Origin of the sequence: Pseudomonas sp. WS 5411 (genome assembly GCF_012985595.1) — a bacterium.
In the GTDB taxonomy this organism is placed as follows: domain Bacteria; phylum Pseudomonadota; class Gammaproteobacteria; order Pseudomonadales; family Pseudomonadaceae; genus Aquipseudomonas; species Aquipseudomonas shahriarae.
Genome location: NZ_JAARMC010000004.1, coordinates 225,886 through 243,025, shown reverse-complemented (window position 1 = coordinate 243,025; position 17,140 = coordinate 225,886). Strand labels below are relative to the sequence as shown.

Sequence of the window (17,140 nt, the reverse complement as noted above, 5' to 3'; positions counted from 1 at the left end):
AGACTTTTAGGTGAGGTCCGCCCCTCCCAGTCGAGCCAGGCCTTGTTTGATATGGCCCGCGTTTTCACCAATAGTGTGAAGTGCTCCCCGAACATTCTCGCCCACTTCTGAAGCGTGCTGCTGCTCGACCCAAAGAGTCAACTCCATCACAGCCGCTTCCAGAGCCAGTTGATTTTGATAAAGCCGTTCCAGCACGTCCGTCAGCGAGTACTCGTTTGCCATGGTATGCGACTCGTTAAGAAAAAAATCAAGCATAGCAGTGGCAACTCTCGGATCTGCGAAAACCTGCGAAAAAGGGGTAAGGGGTTAGCACCGGGGAATAGTGCTGGTACGAAAGTGGTACGGGTGGTTGGCGAGGGTCTGGAGTGCCCGTTCTGTAAGCTCTGTAGGCTTAGTCGTTCCAATCCATCACCGATTAAACTGTTGAATAGCGTTTGAGTGGCAGCAAACGACGCGAACCTGCCCTTCAAGAGGGGCATCAATCGGCCAATAGCTAAGCTACCTAGGGGGTTAGCCAGCTCTCGTGAGCGCAGCGAAATGCTTGAGCTCATTGCTAGGGTGCGTCTATTGCCATAGAGAGAAACATTGCGACATTTGAAATGTCGAACCCATCTCCAGAATCGTCCTGCTCCCACCCACACTCAAGATCTTCACACATTTTTTCTGTGATGAACCAGCTAATTGGAAACGGTGTTGTCCATTTTCTAAGAACATAGCCCTGCCTAGCGTAATCATCGTCATCAATTATGTAGTGCATACCTAAGTGGTCGCGTGACTCGATAAACGAGAAAAACAACGAATCTACTTCGTATTGATAACTGGAGTACTCGTCGATGCCTTTTCCTATTTTTTTTTGCCATGCATAGTGAGACATATAAGAGATGAGGTTGGATATTTGCAGTATCGGAATAATTATTTTTTCTAAGCGATTAAAAAGGCTTTCAGCGCTCAGCGACATTCCTTCCCTTACGATTGATCCGCCAAGTGGTAAGTGGTAACTATATAGCTCTCTAGTGAGTCGGAGCTCATTAAGAAGCTCTATAAGATTTCTATCGTATATTCCAAATCTAACAAAATAATTTTCTATATCCTTGAATACCTGTGAATGAGATATTTTTCGTATTTTCTCTATGTCGATGTATGGGGTAAGAATTAGGTTTGATAATAGGGCGTTGAATAGTGAGTAGTAGCAGGTGTAAAAAGTCAAATTTTTAAGGTTTTTCCCGTTTAGTTCTTCTGTTTGGGTGAAAAATAATGAGCTCAACGTCATCTTCTTGGATGCATAGAAGTGTCTAAGCAACCATTGTACATTCTTGATATATCCAGCGCCTTGGTATTCCGAGCAGAACCCTGCGTATACTCGATCACAGAATTTTTCTAAGCACTCCTCGCCAACCAAATCAATCGCCTGTTGAAAACCGCCATACTCTTTAATTACTTTTTTCAGCATTGCCATTAGCGTCACTCCCTGATGGTTGATTTGTCGGCTAGATCAAAGCTAAATTCTGAATGCCCTATGAACAAAAATAGCGAAAGTTGAGTGTATTTTTATACATCGCCAGCCAGGTCCGCAATGGGGGTGTTTGGCTGTTTTCTGCCTGATATCTAAGGTGGTTAGTCAGGGCGGAGGTATGAATCGAAAGTAGCCCAATGGTACATAAATGGTAAGAGCTGAAGCTGGGTCAGCTGTAGAGCTTGGTTTTAAAGGCTCTTAGGTTTAGTAGTTCCAATCCATCACCGAAAAGGCAGATATTTTTCGCTCGTGAACGGCTGCAGTCGGCCAAAAGCGGACAGTGGTATAAAAAAATCTATCCGCTTTAATATTTATAAGCAATGGTGCAGATAGTTCTACGAGCAGAAATATGCGGCTAAAAAAGCTAACTCATCGTGCAAACTGAAGAAGGTACTCTTTGAATTTAGTACCGCCTATTCCTCGTGCGGCAAAGAACGCTTCAATTACTTCAGGATCTTTGCTATTCGCAGCCAAAACATGCGAAAGATAAAAGATAGAAATCCCTCTTGATACAAACCTAGGCTTATCACTTGTATCTAACTGAGCAGTAACGTCCGCGGCGCGACGCATTATTTCGCGCTCATTCTCAATCAAAGATTTTTTGAGCTGCTCAATAGTTCTCAAACCGAAAAACAGGAGCCCATCCAACTGTTTAGCGACATTCTTGGGCTCTTCAAAAAACTTAAAATTACATGCGCTAGCAATTTCAGAATCCATTGAGACACATTTTTCATCAGAGCAGATAAAGTCTAGGTACGTAATTTTATCAAGCGCAACCTTTTCTGGGTTCTTAAGAATTTCCAACTTTACAGACTTCTCATATTTTTGTAGCTCTGACCTTATAGATACAAACTCTTGATCAGCCAGCTCCAACAGTCCAGCCATTCGAGAAAATTTTCGTCTTGTAGCTCGAGGCACCTCAACTGAGCTTTTATATCCTATGTCGTGCTCTATTTCTGCCCAAGTATGCTGCAAAATCGAACGTATCTGAATTTCAATCTTCATTCCTTTAAAAGCAGAATACTCTTGAAGTTTTTCTCGCTCACGCTTTAACGATACTACGTAATGCAGAGACAAATAACCGAATCTATCAGGATCTAACGATGCGCGTTTGTCGATAGAGTTGGCCCTATCGATTTTAAACTCGCTCTCCACCATTGAGGCCACTACATCTACATCATCTGAGAAATGTGTGATTATCCTGGCGCCTGCCAAGTCGGTTATTTCTTCAAGCGCGTTATAACGCTGCTTAGCATCTACTTTTCGCTCAAGGCTATCTCGTGCCTTACATCTAAAAGAGATAGAGTGATACGAGGTTTTTTTTGCTAGCAGTAATCTTTCCAAAAGATCGGAAACCGTTTTTGCAAACGAATTATAAACTTCCCTTTTTGCATCGAAATCTGCAACCAAGTCCTTTTCCATCACAACCTCAGTAGGTTATCGCTCTTAGAAAACGAAACTTACCAAACATAAAGGCATTAAGCCACTACCTTTTACAATCGCACCCGGTTACGGACGGCGGAGTGATTCGTCCCTAGTTTCGTAGAAGCTTGGAGTTGCCGCTTTTGGCCGATTACAGCCTTTCGTAAAGGGCAGGGCGTCAATGCCTGGAAGTTGTGTTGGTACAAAAGTGGTACGCAGCTTTTGGGTCAGCTCTGTAGGGTAGGGAATGCAAGGCCTACAGGATTAGTAGTTCCAATCCATCATGGGGGCGACGGAGAAGCGACGGGAGAAAGCTTGTGGTAGAGCTGTGTGTTGGGGCATGAGGATCTGAGGTGAGCTTTGCGAAGGGGAGCCTCTTGGGGAGGGATTGTTGGAGTTAAATAAATCTGTCTCCTTTCCATGTTCAACGATCAGTATGTAGTCAGTGGTGGGCAGCCGATGGAGGCGCCTGTTCGCGCGATTCGGCAGATCATCCGTGAGACTAAGGCTGACCGCTGATCGTTATCTGCGGGTTTTTTCCCACTCAGTGGGAATCTGGTTTCAGTTAATGGAAAACTCGGTGCACCATGCCCGCAAGAGCATGAGGCCGATATGAACTACAACACGCCCACTGATCGCTTGCTGCAAATCCTCGTCACTCTGGGGCAATCCAGCGAGGCGATCTCCGCCAAAGAACTGTCCGAGCAACTGGCACAGCCGCTCAGCAGCACTTATCGCCATCTCAAGACCCTACTGCGCTGGGGGCTTGCCGAAGAGAACGGTCAGGGTCGCTATTTGCCAGGGCCAACCTGTTTGCAACTGGCCAAGAAATTCGACCGCGAAGCCGTGCTGGTGACCCTCGCCAAGCCGGAACTCAAGCGCCTGGCCGAGCAAAGCCAGGAAAGCGTGGCGTTAATGGTGCCCAGCAATGGCCAGGCGATTTGCATCGAGCTGGTCGACAGCCCACAACCGCTGCGTTGCTGCTACCAAAAAGGGCTGGCCCAGCCGCTGTTGGTCGGTGCATCGGCGAGAGTGCTGTTGGCCTATATGGATGAGGCGCAAAGCCTGTCGGCTCTGTTGGCGCAAGGCGTTGAAAGCGAGGAAGTCGCCACGTACCAGCGCAGTTTTGCCGATATCCGCGCTGCCGGTTATGCCGTGAGTGTGAGTGAAATCGACGACGGCATTTGGGGTATCAGCGCGCCGTTGCTCGACAGCCGCAATCGCCTGCAAGGCGCCATCAGCCTCATGGCTCCTGCCTCCCGGGCGCACACCCGCAGTGAACGCCTGATCCGCTGGACCCAGGACGCGGCCCTGCGCCTGAGTGCTCGGCTCGACTGAATTTGACTGGAGTTTCAAGCATGACTGCTGTTTCTGACATACCCCTGTGGACAGGTCGTATCGACGCTGGCGAAGGGCAGGCTGCGCTGCGCTGGCATCAATGGGTCAAGCCCTTCTGCGAGGGTCAGTCTGCGGGTGCCGCACTGATTGGGCTGGCCTGTGATGAAGGAGTCAGACGGAATCAAGGACGCACCGGCGCCCGTCTTGGCCCGTCAGCACTGCGCAAGGCGCTGGCCAACCTGGCGTGGCACGGCCGGGCGCCGCTGTATGACGCGGGCGATGTGAGTTGCACCGACAGCAACCTCGAAGGCGCGCAGCAGATTTACGCTCACCACGTCAGCTATCTGCTCAACCAGGGGCATTTGCCGTTGGGGTTGGGTGGCGGCCATGAAATCGCCTTTGCCAGCTTTAGCGGCCTGGCCGATCACCTGCGCCAGGCCACCCCGCATGCGCGGATCGGCGTTCTCAACTTTGATGCCCACTTCGATCTGCGCCATGGGGAACAAAGCAGTTCGGGTACCCCTTTCCGCCAGATAGCCGAGTACTGCCAGCGTGCACGGATGCCGTTCACCTATTGCTGCCTGGGTGTCAGCCAGTTGAACAACACCCAGGCGCTGTTTGAGCAGGCGCAGCGACTGAATGTGCGTTACCGCCTCGACCGGCAAATGAACAGCTGGGACATACCCGCCTGCGAAGCGATGATCGATGAGTTCTTGCAAGACGTCGATCACCTCTACCTGACCATCTGCCTTGATGTCCTGCCCGCCAGCCAGGCGCCCGGTGTCAGTGCGCCGTCTGCCCATGGCGTGGACATGCAGATCGTCGAGCACCTGATACGCCATGCCAAGGCCAGCGGCAAATTGCGCATGGCCGATATCGCCGAACTCAACCCGGGCCTGGATATCGACAATCGAACCGCCCGCATTGGTGCGCGTCTGCTTGCCAGCCTGATCGATTAAGTTTTTCCGTAAATCCCTGAAACCGCTTGTTGAATCATAAGAAAAAGAGAAATTCGCCATGCTGACATTCGAACTGGATGCGCTGAGCACCCTCGCTCTCGCGCTGCTCCTGCTGGGCCTGGGTGCCCAACTGAAAAAACGTAGCTACTGGCTACGTCACCTGTGTGTACCTGCACCGGTGATTGGTGGTTTTGGTTTTGCCTTGGTGATCTGGCTGTTACGTGATCAACAGCTGCTCAACCTGACCCTCGACACCAGCCTGCAAACCCCGCTGATGGTGGCGTTTTTCACCACTGTCGGTTTGGGGGGTAGCCTGGGTTTGCTGCGCAAGGGGGGCAAATTGCTGTTTATCTACCTGGGTGCGTGCTGGGGCCTGGCGCTGGTGCAAAACGTGGTGGGTGTCAGTGTCGCCAAGCTGCTGGGCATCGACCCGTTACTGGGGATCATGGCCGGCGCGGTGTCACTGGAAGGCGGTTTTGGTGCGGCGGCAGCTTTCGGGCCGATTGCTGAAAACCTCGGTGCGGTCGGTGCGACCACTGCAGCGCTGGCAGCTGCAACTTTTGGCATGGTGGCAGGCGGCTTGCTGGGTAGCCCGCTGGCGCGCTGGTTGATCGAGCGCAATAAACTCGTGGTCAAGGCCGAGGCCGTTGGTAGCCTCAAGGCGTTCGAAGAAGTGGTCCATACCCCGCCGCCCGCGCTGGATGCTGCCACCTTGTTGCGCTTGTTGACCTGCATTGTGGTGATCATGGTGCTGGGATTCTGGCTGGGCTCCAGCTTGCAACAGCATCTGGGTATCGTGCTGCCGAGCTATGTGGGCGCCATGTTCGTCGCGATCATCCTGCGCAACCTCAATGACCGTGCTCAGGTTATCGAGATGCCCGACCAGGCCGTCAGTACCATCGGCGATGTGTGCCTGGGCATGTTCCTGACCATGGCAATGATGAGTCTGAAGTTTTGGGAGCTGGAGAAGCTCGGCTTGCCGCTGCTGGTGATTCTGGTGGTGCAGGTGGTGATCATGATTTTGCTGTGCGTGTTCGTCCTGTTCCGCCTGTTTGGCCGCAACTACGACGCGGCAGTCTTGTGCGCGGGCTTCATGGGGCATGGGCTGGGCGCGACGCCCAATGCAGTGGCCAACATGGGCGCCATTTGTGACCATTACAAAGTGTTTTCGTACAAAGCCTTCATCATCGTGCCGCTGTGCGGTGCCGTGCTGATCGACATTGTGGCTATCCCGATGATCACCTGGTTTATCAACGCATACAGTTGAGAATCACCTGGTTGCTTCATTGCTAAAGCGCGCCGAAGCCATCGCCGGCAGGGCGGCTTCTGTGTTGTGGGAGCCGACTTGCCGGTCAGGCGCCGATTGCCCGGCGTTTGGCCAGCGGCCGGGCCACGCGCATAGACATGCAGGACCCGAGCCCCGAGCCCCGGGCCCGAAGCTGCGCCGGTGGTCCACCGAAAAAAACCTGGAAGCGCTTCACCCGACGCCTGGCGAAACGACCCCTGCCAACCAATGCGCGCCCGGAAATTTTCTTCGTTGGCTCCGGTGACTATCACCACCTCACGCCGGCGTTTCTTGCCGACTTGAAAGCGCCCATCAGCCTGATCCACTTCGATAACCACCCCGATTGGGTAGGCTTTGCGCCGAAGCGGCATTGTGGTTCGTGGGTCAATCGCGCGCTGAACATGCCGGCGCTCAAGCGCATTGAACCGCCCTGGGGTTCGCGGGGATAACGAAACCCCTTCAGAGATGTGGAAATCTTTGGATAAGTCATGACTCTGTGTTTATCAACGCGGGCCGCTATCCGTAAGGCCTAAACAACCTGACAGTGCCCCTGGAACACCTGATGGTGGATGACAGCATAGTGCGCGTTCATCAGCATGGTGCGGCAAAAAACCATGTCAGGACGCCGAAGCCATGGGCAAGTCCAGAGGCGGACTGAGCACCAGGATTCATGCTGCCGTCAATGCCCTGGGGAACCCGGTACGCCTGCTGCTGACGCCCGTACAAGGCTCTGAATATGGCCAAGCCGACGCGCTGATCGAAGGTTTACAAGGTTATGACTCCGATGCCTTCGTGGAGTTGATACAGCGCAATGGGGCTGATGCCGTCATCCCCTCAAGAGGGAATCGTCTGACGCCCCGAAAGCTGGATCGACCTACCTACAAGGCACGTAATCTGGTGGAGCTTTTTTCTGGGGAGAGTACGGTTCCGGTGCCTTCCCACATCACTCGACGCGCCCCGGCAACATCCCCGCCAGTACCTTGTCCTTATCAACAAAATGATGCTTCAGCGCCACCATCACATGCCCACCTACCAGAGCGCCGCATAACCACGCGCTGTAGGTGTGAATCGCTTTTGCCAGGTCATAGAGGCTTTTATCCGGCTCCACCAGCGGCGGCAGCAGGAATAGGCCCGCAACCAGAATGGGTTTGTCAGCCACCGAGCTCCAGTACCACCCGGATATCGGCAATCCGAGCAGTGCCACGATGTACAGCAACAGGTGGCCAATAAACGCTGCACGCTTGAGCCGTGGTGTCATCGTATCGGGCATCGCCGGTGCTGCATGGGTCAGGCGCCAGGCGATGCGCAGGACGATAAGCAATAGCAGGGTGCTAGCCATCGCCTTGTGTAAAAACGTGAGTTGATGCTGCGGGTTGAATTCATCGCGCCAGTGAACGGCGACAATTCCCACCAGCCAGGCGGCAATCCAGATGAGTGCCATGCCCCAGTGCAGCCATTTTGCGGTGGCCGTATAGCTTTTTGTCTCTGTCATCTGGATGCGCGCCTGTGTTTTGGGTAGGCGCGATTATCGACAATTGGGCAGGGCGGAAAACCGTAAAAACTCGATGATTCCCATCGGCTTTTCTGATTTTCAGCATTTCTCTCCATCCTGCCGGGACTACAAACGCCGGGTCACAGGATGCCCTATTCCTCCGGTGGCGCTGAACCTGTCGCGAAGACGACCACCAAGTCCAGAACAGACGCCCGATCCCGCCGGAGCATGATATTCTGCGCGCCATCTTGGTCTATCCTTTCTCTGGTACGCACTCCCGAATGCGTACCGGCAGAGAGCTGTCGCCGAGGTAGCTGAAGCCAATAATGATAAAAAGTCAGCGCAGAAGGGACATAAAAGTGAGGTCGATACGTCGGCCTTGTGTGCCCACCCTGCAGTTCATGCGAGTACGGGACCCAGCCAAGCATTGCCTGATGTTTGGCGCACCACGGTTGCCGGAAGGTCAAGGACGGTAGGGCGGAAGGCGTTTTATCATAGGTGCTACGATGTTTAAAAAAGTGAACACTGCCCTGCTGGGGCTGGCTTTGTCGATAGGGATTACTTCCGTCCAGGCGGAAGAGGCAAAGAAAGTTGATGTGCTATTGATCGGCGGCGGCATCATGAGCGCGACCCTGGGTGTGTGGCTCAATGAGCTGCAGCCGGATTGGTCGATGGAGATGGTTGAGCGCCTGGACGGTGTCGCCGAAGAAAGCTCCAACGGTTGGAACAATGCCGGTACCGGTCACTCGGCCCTGGCTGAGCTGAACTACACCCCGGAAAACAAGGACGGCACCGTTGAGATCCCGAAAGCGGTCGAGATCAACGAAGCGTTCCAGATCTCCCGCCAGTTCTGGTCGTGGCAGGTTCAGCAAGGCGTTCTGAAGAACCCGCGCTCGTTCATCAACTCCACTCCGCACATGAGCTTTGTGTGGGGCGATGACAACATCAAGTTCCTGAAAAAGCGTTACGAAGCGCTGCAGGCGAGCCCGCTGTTTGCTGGCATGGAATACTCCGAAGATCCGGTACAGATCAAGAAGTGGGTTCCGCTGATGATGGAAGGGCGTGACCCGAACCAGAAAATCGCTGCGACCTGGTCTCCGATCGGCACTGACGTGAACTTCGGCGAGATTACCCGCCAGTTCGTCGCTCACTTGCAGACCACGCCCAAGTTCGACCTGAAACTGTCGAGCGAAGTGCAGGACATCACCAAGAACGCCGACGGTTCGTGGCGCGTCAGCTACAAAAACCTGAAAGACGGTACCAAGACCGAGACCGACGCCAAGTTCGTGTTTATCGGCGCGGGCGGCGGTGCCCTGCACCTGCTGCAAAAGTCGGGCATTCCTGAAGCCAAGGAATACGCCGGCTTCCCGGTGGGTGGTTCGTTCCTGGTGACCGAGAACCCAACGATTGCCGAGCAACACCTGGCCAAGGCCTACGGCAAGGCATCGGTTGGCGCGCCACCGATGTCGGTTCCGCACCTGGACACCCGCGTGCTGGATGGCAAGCGTGTGATCCTGTTTGGCCCATTCGCGACCTTCTCCACCAAGTTCCTCAAAGAAGGCTCGTATCTGGACCTGCTGACCAGCACCACCACCCACAACATCTGGCCAATGACCAAAGTCGGTATTCGTGAATACCCACTGGTCGAGTACCTCGCCGGCCAGTTGATGCAGTCGGATGACGACCGCTTCAAGGCGCTGCAAGAGTACTTCCCGAACGCCAAGAAAGAAGACTGGCGCTTGTGGCAAGCCGGTCAGCGTGTGCAGATCATCAAGCGTGACGAAGAGCAGGGCGGCGTCCTGAAACTCGGTACCGAAGTGGTCAGCTCCGCCGACAACACCATCGCTGGCCTGTTGGGTGCGTCGCCAGGTGCATCCACCGCAGCACCGATCATGCTGACGGTGCTGGAAAAAGTGTTCAAGGACAAGGTCGCTACCCCGGCCTGGCAGGAGAAGCTGAAGCAGATCGTGCCGAGCTATGGCACCAAGCTGAACGGCAGCCCTGAGCGCGTTGCGCAAGAATGGGCCTACACCGCCAAGGTGTTGCAACTGACGCCTCCGCCAGCCATTCCGCAAATGGCTGCTCCACAGGCGACCGAGGCTGCCAAGCCTGCGGCCGAGCCGAGCAAGCCGGCGGCTGACATTGCGCTGTAAGCGGTTGACGCAGTCCTGAGACAGGATTGAATCGACAGTTAAAAACCCGCTGAACCGGTAACGGTCAGCGGGTTTTTTGATTGTGGCTATTCGGTCTGCTCAAAAGGGCCGAATACTGAACCCTTTTTTGATCTGCTCATGTAGGTGCAATGCCAGATGATTAGCGCTATCAGAAAGTAAATAAAGCTGATGCGGCGGCAGCCCAGGTAACTGTATTCCGGGGATGAGTTTGGTCAATCCGGTGGTCATGCGCTCCTCCTCAATCATCCCGACCGCCAGCCCACACATGATGGCCGCCTCCACAGCCGTCGAGCTGGCACTCTCCAGCAGGACTCGGTAATAAACCCCATGCTCTTTCAGGGCCTGTAAGGCCGATGCCCGGTATGGGCACCCGGTCAGCTGCACTGCAATGGGCAGCGGTGCCTGTTCGGATCTCTGGAAATTCTCGGCAACTACCCAGACGGGTTGGATCGTGCCGAGACGTTCACCCTGTTCCAGAGGTTGCGAGCTGACAATTAGTGCCAAGTCAATTTGTTCGCGACTGAACATTGTGAACAGCTCACCACTGGACCTGGCTTCCACCTCCAGTTCAAGCAGCGGATTGTCTGCAATCAGCAACGGTAGGAAGTCACGCATAAATGCCGGAGCGTATGAGTCAGGCAAGCCCAGGCGGATTTTGCCCTGCATGCGTTGTGGCGTGAGTGATGCGAGCAGGCGGTCATGGCTTTTCAGAAAGTCAGTGGTTTCACTCAGCAACTTCTTGCCATACATCGTGAGTTCGACGCCCTGGTTGTTGCGGCTGAACAACCGTTGACCCACCAGTTGCTCCAGCTTGTGGATTTGAGTGGTGACAGTCGATGCACTGCGATGGACATGGTTGGCTGCTTCATTGAAACGCCGAAAGCGGGCAACCGCATGAAAGGTGCGTAGAAGGTCGATGTTCAGTTGTTTGTTCATGATTCCTCTTTTGAGGATTAGTGGTGCGGATTATTCAAATATACAAAATCATGACCCCACTTTAGTCTTTTGGTCAAACAGGAGCGCACCTGCATACCTAATAAGAAAGAGTTGGAGCGTATATGGATATCAACACGCTGGTTGTAGCGTCCTTGCAGAACAATCATGACCTGGAAGGAAGAATCTGGACCATTGAAAACGCTGAGAAATACTCGACCTTGTCTGAGCATCGGACGGAGCTTTCGCAGCAAGTCAGCGCAGAAATACTAGCGCTGATGACCGCCTTGAATAGCCAGGGGATAAGCGACGAAGGCGTATGCGCCGCGCCTTGCGGAACGGGCTCCCTGGGTGACCTGCTGCAATCAGTCGCTGGAGATCTGGTCGATCTCCTGGGGCAGGGCAGCGTTCATTACGTCGAACTGGGTCCAGAACCAGTGAAAACATCCGCCCTGATGGGGTATTTGCTTGAGTGTGGCATTGAGCTTGAGTATTACACCGCGGTCGATATCAACTGTGCTTCGCAGGGCATCATGCGTCGTGCGATTGAGCCGATGCTGGCCACTCCTCAGGGGTTTTCCTATCTGGCCACTGATTTCCGGGACTTGTCCAGGCACCAGCTTGAACGCGGTCAGGATGTGACGCTAATTACAATGCTGGGCTTTCAAGAGGGCAATGAGTTGCCCGATACCGTAGGCGAGATCATCCGCCGGGTGGGCGGCATGCGAACGTACGTCTTGTCAGAAATGCAGTTGTCCACGGTTGAGGATGACGCTCATATCCATCGTTTTTATAACCACGATTGCATGATTCGGTTTTCTGATCTGATCGGGTTGAAACTGGGTTTGGAGAAAACGGATAGCCATCGGGTCATCATCTCCGAAATCGAGCACCACGATGAGCGCTACCGTGTAGCTGCAACGTTGTTGCCCGTCCATGACGGTCACGATGATGGCTATCTCTTGACGAATGTCTGCCTGAAATACACCCGCGAGCAATTCATCCGTGTGCGCCAGGAGTACGGCAGTTGCCGAGTAATTGGTGAGTATTGCAGCGGAGATGGCAGTGTTATGTATCAACTGTCCGAGTATTGCCTGGACCACGATTGCACTGACAGATAGAGGTGGATAGCCATGAGACGAGACGGTGACCTTCCGGTATTTGTACAGGGAGCAGGACGGCTGAAACTGGCGTTGCAGGCGTCGCTTTCTCCAGCATCGTTACGATGCAAGCATCCAGGGGCATTGCTCGATACCTTGAAGCATTGGAGTGACAGCTACTTACGCAACAGTGTTCCAGCATTCGGGCATCGCCAAAGTCTTGCCGAGCTTGGTTATGTGAACTCGCCGTTGGGCGTCGCCTCGGCTGAGCAACTAACAGCCGTGGCACAGGTTGCGGGACTATTCACCGAAGAGGGCGTCACGCAACTACGTCGAGCTTGTTATCAGTTGGAGGCGGGCTCTACCACCAGCGACTGGATTATTTCCAATCGCACCCGCGCCGCCACTGAGTCCTCGACCCTTATTCGGGAGATGATGGGTAGTCGCGCTTTTTTGTTGGCGGTGTCGCAGATTGCAGGTGTCCCTTTGGTGCCCCACCCATTTTTACGGGCGCGTTCACAGGTCAACTATTTCTACCCGCGCCAGGCCCCTGAGGATAAAGCCCAGATTGGCATGTGGCATACCGACGGCACCAGTTTCGTGTTGAATATCCTGCTATCGGACCCTGGTGAGTATGAAGGTGGAGAGTTCGTTTTTTTTGACCAGCGGAACGAGCTTTTTGATGTGAGTAACCTGGATGGACACGTATGTACCAGCGTAGTCAGGGCCAGTGGCGATGCGGTCTACCTTTACGGTAGCCGTGTGTTTCATGGTGTTCGCCCGGTCACGGCCGGCAGGCGTATGTCGTTGGTCCTTTCATTTCATTGTCCTTACAGCTCAGTCGATGTGAACAAGTTCTGGCACCTGGCATCCGACGACGGTGTACTGAGGACTATCCGGCCATGGTTCCAGCTTAGGCGCGACTTGGCATTGCCCGCTGACGAGCAATACCGTCGACTGGGCATTGAGCCTATTACCTTTACCGAACTGGCGATATCCAGGGGTAATAATGATGTCGCCTAAGAGCACGACTTTGGGAACGCTGAAGTTACTGTTATTGCAGACAGTGTTTGTCTTGTCCTGGAGCTCCGGTTTTATTGGAGCGAAGATGGGGGCCGAGGATGCGGGAGCGTTCAACTTGCTGTTCTGGCGTTTTTTGCTGGTCTCAGTCTGTCTGGCGCTGTTTTTGAATATCGCGCTGCTGAAGGTTTCCTGGGAGCAAATTCGCCACCATGCGGTGATCGGTTTTTTGTCGCAGTTTCTCTATTTGAGTTGTGTCTATGTGGCGATCCAAAATGGTTTGCCGCCAGGTATTGCGGCGATCATCGCTGCGCTTCAGCCGCTGATGACCGCCGCACTTTCGTCGGGCAGTACGACAGAGCGCAGCGGAGCGTGGCAATGGCTGGGTTTGCTGGTTGGTTTTTGCGGGGTGTCGATTGTGATCGCGGGGCAGTACCGCAATAGTGCTGCCGAGCTCGGACTGGGCATGTATTTACTGCCGCTTGTCTCTGCACTGGGGCTGACGATGGCGACGTTATATGAACGGCGCTCAACGCTTAGACAAACTCATCGCAGCCCCTTGAGCCTGTCACTGTTTATCCAGTCGCTGATTACCTTGATGGGCTTCACTGCGGCCGTGCTCTACACCGATACGTTCAGCATTCCCCGGGACAGCGCCGTACTGGTCTCGATCGTTTGGCTGACGGTGTTTTCTACGTTTGTCGCGTATCTGAGCCTCTGGATGTTGTTACGGGTCATGACCGCCACCCACGTCGCAGCGCTGGTGTATCTGGAACCCCCCGTGACGTTGGTCTGGGCGGCAGTCATGTTTGGCGATGTGATTTATACGTCGACGTATGTGGGAATTGCGGTGGTGGTGGTTGGGCTGATTCTGGTCCGTTTGAAGAGACAGGCGATGGTGCGTGCGTCGTAAACATCATGCCCATGTCGCTTGGATAGGGTTCTTCAGGTCGGCTTTTTGGTTCCCAGCAGCCGCACTTCCTTGAGCAACGCCGCGCCCAATTGCTCCGTTCCCAGTTCCTTGTACCCAACCGCCTTGATCTCACCGTTCTCTTCCGCCTGGATGATGATCACCGGCGTTTCCTTGCCTGTGCCCGCTTCGACGTGCATGGCGTATTGGGGGATCTCCAGCTTGATGGGCGTGCCTGCCGCCTTGCCTTTCACATTGATCAGAAACGCCGCACAGCCATTGTCGACATCGTCGTTGGTGGCCGACCGGCCGCTGACGAAACAGGTCTCTGGAAGGTCCGGCCAGGCGATGGTTTCTGCCAGGGCGAGGGTGGGTGTCAGGAGCAGGGCTGCGAGCAGAAGCGTGCGCACGTTGGGCGGTCTCTCAAGGGGCAGTGGAATACAGGTTTTACCAAAGCAGGTCCGTTGCAGCAACGCCAGGATTCAGCCCAGGCGACGCATGCCGACGGCTTTCGCGGCGTCGATATCAAAGGTGGCGGTGTATTCGCACCCGGCAGCGTGGGCACAGCGTTCGATCAAACAGTCGGCGAAGTCAGCCTTGGTCGTGGTAAATCGGCGCACGGCCTGCCAGATGAGTTCGGCATCTTCGATGATCAGTTCACGGGTGCGCAGCAGGGTTTCCAGAACCGCCACCAGTTGCGTCTTGGTGCATTGGTAGCAGCTCTGTAATACCCATACCAGCTCCACGACCGAGACCAGGCTGACGAAGCCCGGTGAAACAACGGTCAGGGATTCGATCAGGTTCGAGGCCGTGGCCGATTGAACCGGATCGTCCTGAGTGACATAGCGCACCAGCACATTGGTATCCAGGCCAATCATCCCGCTTTCGCTCCCTGCGCGGCGATGGCCTGGTTCATCTGTTCAATGCTGACGGCCTTGGCGGGCTTGCGGATCAGGCCCTTGAGGTCCTGGACGCTGTGGTTGGCAGCGATAATGGCAAACTTGCCATCTTCCATTTCGACAAACTCCACCCGGTCTCCGGTGTCCAGGCCCAACGCGCTGCGGACTTGAACGGGGATGGTGATTTGCCCTTTTGAGGTGAGTGTGGCGGTGGCCATAATGAAGATCTCCATCGGGATATTCCTTACCTTAGGGTAAGGAATAATGGAGGACAAGATCCGTTGGTCCATAGGTCGCTCTGCTGGTAGGTGTCGGTGGTCGGAATAGATAAAACCCTAGTCCGCTTTCGCTCCCTCGACACCCCTCAGATGGCTCTAAAGCAATACAACCTATGACCTGGCAATCTGCCTTATTGCACCACGCGATAGCACGGCACATACGCCGCGCCGCCAGGCAGTTTCATCCGGTGCTGCTCCACAAACGCCTTCAACAGCTCATCCAGTGGTTTCATGATGGTCGGGTCGCCGTGGATCTCGTACGGGCCGTTCTGTTCGATCAGGCGGATACCCTTGTCCTTGACGTTACCCGCCACGATCCCCGAGAACGCCCGGCGCAGGTTGGCCGCCAGTTCATGGGGCGGCAGGGCATGGTTCAACTGCAGGCTGGCCATGTTGGCATGGGTCGGGTCGAACGGACGCTGGAAGCCTTCGTCGATCTTCAGCAGCCAGTTGAAGTGGAAGGCGTCGTTGCGCTCGCGGCGGAACTGTTTGACGTCCTTCAGGCCAGCGGTCATCTGCCGGGCGACTTCGGCGGGGTCATCAATGATGATCTGGTAGTGGGCCTGGGCCGCTTCACCCAGGGTCGCGCCGACAAACGCATGCAGCTGTTGCAGGTACGGCGCCGCCTGTTTGGGCCCGGTGAGGATGACCGGGAAGGGCACGTCACGGTTGTCCGGGTGCATCAGGATGCCCAGCAGGTACAGGAACTCTTCAGCCGTACCGGCGCCGCCGGGGAAGATGATGATGCCGTGCCCGACACGCACGAAGGCTTCCAGGCGTTTTTCGATATCCGGCAGGATCACCAGTTCGTTGACGATCGGGTTCGGCGCTTCGGCGGCGATGATGCCCGGCTCGGTGAGGCCCAGGTAGCGCCCGCCGGTGATGCGTTGCTTGGCGTGGGAAATGGTCGCGCCCTTCATCGGACCTTTCATCACGCCCGGGCCGCAACCGGTGCACACGTCGAGGCTGCGCAGACCCAGTTCGTGCCCGACTTTCTTGGTGTATTTGTATTCTTCGGTATTGATCGAGTGCCCGCCCCAGCACACCACGATCTTCGGCTCGACACCCGGGCGCAAGGTACGCGCGTTGCGCAACAGGTGGAACACGTAGTCGGTGATGCCCTGGGAGGTGCTCAGGTCGATGCGTTGGCTATCGAGTTCGTTTTCGGTGTAGACAATGTCGCGCAGGGCGCTGAACAGCATTTCCCGGGTGCTGGCGATCATTTCGCCATCTACGAACGCGTCGGCTGGCGCGTTCAACAGCTCCAGGCGCACGCCGCGATCCTGTTGATGGATGCGGACTTCGAAGTCCTTGTAGGCGTCGAGGATGGTCTTGGCGTTGTCGATATGGGCGCCGGTATTGAGGATGGCCAGGGCGCACTGGCGGAAAAGCGTATAGATGCTGCCGGAGCCGGCTTCGCTCAGTTGCTGGACTTCACGTTGTGACAGCGTTTCGAGACTGCCCTTGGGGCTGACGGAGGCATTGATGACTTGGCGTTGAGGCATTCTTATTCCCTGAAAGCGCAGCCACCGGGCGATGGACAGCCAGTGGCTTGAGGATGACGAGCGCCGAATACGGTCGCACAGGACGGGCATTTTCCCTGCCCTAAAGGCAGGACGCAAACTCTGTCCTGCCTCATCATGCCGCAGAACTTGCTGAATTCGCGCCCTTGTCGGAAAAATATAGTGCCTTTGGCCGGTGTGGATTGGATTTTGCGAACAGAAGAATTGCGACTATCGTGACGCTTCGGTTTTTCGGACGTCATAGACCAGTACGATTGACGCCGTAATGGCCACCATTGGCCATCGGCACCTTGG

Annotated in this window: 16 protein-coding genes and 2 pseudogenes; 9 read left to right on the top strand and 9 right to left on the bottom strand. The window is 54.9% G+C overall.

The genetic code is table 11. The features are described from left to right. Positions 1 to 6: 6 nt before the first annotated feature. From HBR93_RS10370 to HBR93_RS10360, 3 genes are all read right to left on the bottom strand, one after another. The gene (locus tag HBR93_RS10370) at positions 7 to 222 is read right to left on the bottom strand and encodes a hypothetical protein (protein ID WP_169960255.1); all 216 of its coding nucleotides are present in this window, start codon (positions 220 to 222) and stop codon (positions 7 to 9) included. A 331-nt stretch (positions 223 to 553) separates the two neighbouring features. Further along, on the bottom strand, positions 554 to 1,456 hold the full coding sequence (locus tag HBR93_RS10365; RefSeq protein WP_169960254.1) for a hypothetical protein: 903 nt from the start codon (positions 1,454 to 1,456) through the stop codon (positions 554 to 556). Positions 1,457 to 1,882: 426 nt separating this feature from the next. Further along, the gene (locus HBR93_RS10360) at positions 1,883 to 2,935 is read right to left on the bottom strand and encodes a hypothetical protein (RefSeq protein WP_169960253.1); all 1,053 of its coding nucleotides are present in this window, start codon (positions 2,933 to 2,935) and stop codon (positions 1,883 to 1,885) included. Between the two features lie 612 nt (positions 2,936 to 3,547). On the opposite strand from HBR93_RS10360, the gene HBR93_RS10355 reads away from it, so the two are divergent. From HBR93_RS10355 to HBR93_RS27145, 5 genes and pseudogenes are all read left to right on the top strand, one after another. Beyond that, positions 3,548 to 4,273 (top strand): IclR family transcriptional regulator, encoded by a 726-nt coding sequence (locus tag HBR93_RS10355; protein ID WP_128592901.1) that lies wholly within the window; start codon positions 3,548 to 3,550, stop codon positions 4,271 to 4,273. Between the two features lie 20 nt (positions 4,274 to 4,293). Then, positions 4,294 to 5,232, top strand: coding sequence for a formimidoylglutamase (gene hutG / locus HBR93_RS10350; protein ID WP_128592902.1), 939 nt, complete (start codon positions 4,294 to 4,296; stop codon positions 5,230 to 5,232). Positions 5,233 to 5,290: 58 nt separating this feature from the next. Then, positions 5,291 to 6,499: a sodium/glutamate symporter gene (gltS, locus tag HBR93_RS10345; RefSeq protein WP_057438549.1), complete on the top strand. Its 1,209-nt coding sequence runs from the start codon at positions 5,291 to 5,293 to the stop codon at positions 6,497 to 6,499. A 59-nt stretch (positions 6,500 to 6,558) separates the two neighbouring features. Then, a pseudogene (locus HBR93_RS10340) lies at positions 6,559 to 6,939 on the top strand (arginase); the annotation flags it as partial. Positions 6,940 to 7,070: 131 nt separating this feature from the next. Beyond that, positions 7,071 to 7,285: pseudogene (locus HBR93_RS27145) on the top strand (IS5/IS1182 family transposase); the annotation flags it as partial. Between the two features lie 175 nt (positions 7,286 to 7,460). On the opposite strand, the gene HBR93_RS10335 reads toward HBR93_RS27145, so the two are convergent. Then, on the bottom strand, positions 7,461 to 8,009 hold the full coding sequence (locus HBR93_RS10335; RefSeq protein ID WP_169960252.1) for a cytochrome b: 549 nt from the start codon (positions 8,007 to 8,009) through the stop codon (positions 7,461 to 7,463). A 506-nt stretch (positions 8,010 to 8,515) separates the two neighbouring features. Here HBR93_RS10335 and mqo point away from each other — a divergent pair. Beyond that, positions 8,516 to 10,162, top strand: coding sequence for a malate dehydrogenase (quinone) (gene mqo, locus HBR93_RS10330; RefSeq protein ID WP_169960251.1), 1,647 nt, complete (start codon positions 8,516 to 8,518; stop codon positions 10,160 to 10,162). Positions 10,163 to 10,261: 99 nt separating this feature from the next. On the opposite strand, the gene HBR93_RS10325 is transcribed toward mqo, so the two are convergent. Next, a complete protein-coding gene (locus HBR93_RS10325) occupies positions 10,262 to 11,119 on the bottom strand; it encodes a LysR family transcriptional regulator (protein WP_057960281.1) in 858 nt (285 codons plus the stop codon). 122 nt (positions 11,120 to 11,241) lie between these two features. Here HBR93_RS10325 and HBR93_RS10320 point away from each other — a divergent pair, with 122 nt between their 5' ends. From HBR93_RS10320 to HBR93_RS10310, 3 genes are read left to right on the top strand one after another with little or no spacing between them, the layout of a single operon-like run. After that, entirely contained in the window at positions 11,242 to 12,237 is a 996-nt protein-coding gene (locus HBR93_RS10320; protein ID WP_057960280.1) for a hypothetical protein, read from the top strand. A 12-nt stretch (positions 12,238 to 12,249) separates the two neighbouring features. After that, positions 12,250 to 13,239, top strand: coding sequence for a 2OG-Fe(II) oxygenase (locus HBR93_RS10315; protein ID WP_169960250.1), 990 nt, complete (start codon positions 12,250 to 12,252; stop codon positions 13,237 to 13,239). Beyond that, positions 13,229 to 14,149, top strand: coding sequence for a DMT family transporter (locus HBR93_RS10310; RefSeq protein ID WP_169960281.1), 921 nt, complete (start codon positions 13,229 to 13,231; stop codon positions 14,147 to 14,149). Before HBR93_RS10315 ends, HBR93_RS10310 begins: the two co-directional genes overlap by 11 nt. A 32-nt stretch (positions 14,150 to 14,181) precedes the next feature. Here the strand turns inward: HBR93_RS10310 and HBR93_RS10305 are convergent, their stop codons facing one another. From HBR93_RS10305 to ppnN, 4 genes are all read right to left on the bottom strand, one after another. Further along, positions 14,182 to 14,556 carry a hypothetical protein gene (locus HBR93_RS10305; protein WP_057960278.1) on the bottom strand — a complete coding sequence of 125 codons (375 nt, stop codon included), beginning with the start codon at positions 14,554 to 14,556 and terminating at the stop codon, positions 14,182 to 14,184. A 72-nt stretch (positions 14,557 to 14,628) separates the two neighbouring features. Then, positions 14,629 to 15,024 carry a type II toxin-antitoxin system VapC family toxin gene (locus HBR93_RS10300; protein WP_115128667.1) on the bottom strand — a complete coding sequence of 132 codons (396 nt, stop codon included), beginning with the start codon at positions 15,022 to 15,024 and terminating at the stop codon, positions 14,629 to 14,631. Next, complete coding sequence (locus HBR93_RS10295; protein ID WP_057438553.1) at positions 15,021 to 15,278, bottom strand: AbrB/MazE/SpoVT family DNA-binding domain-containing protein; 258 nt, start codon at positions 15,276 to 15,278, stop codon at positions 15,021 to 15,023. Before HBR93_RS10295 ends, HBR93_RS10300 begins: the two co-directional genes overlap by 4 nt. Positions 15,279 to 15,454: 176 nt before the next feature. Continuing rightward, entirely contained in the window at positions 15,455 to 16,828 is a 1,374-nt protein-coding gene (gene ppnN / locus HBR93_RS10290; protein WP_169960249.1) for a nucleotide 5'-monophosphate nucleosidase PpnN, read from the bottom strand. Positions 16,829 to 17,140: the final 312 nt, after the last annotated feature.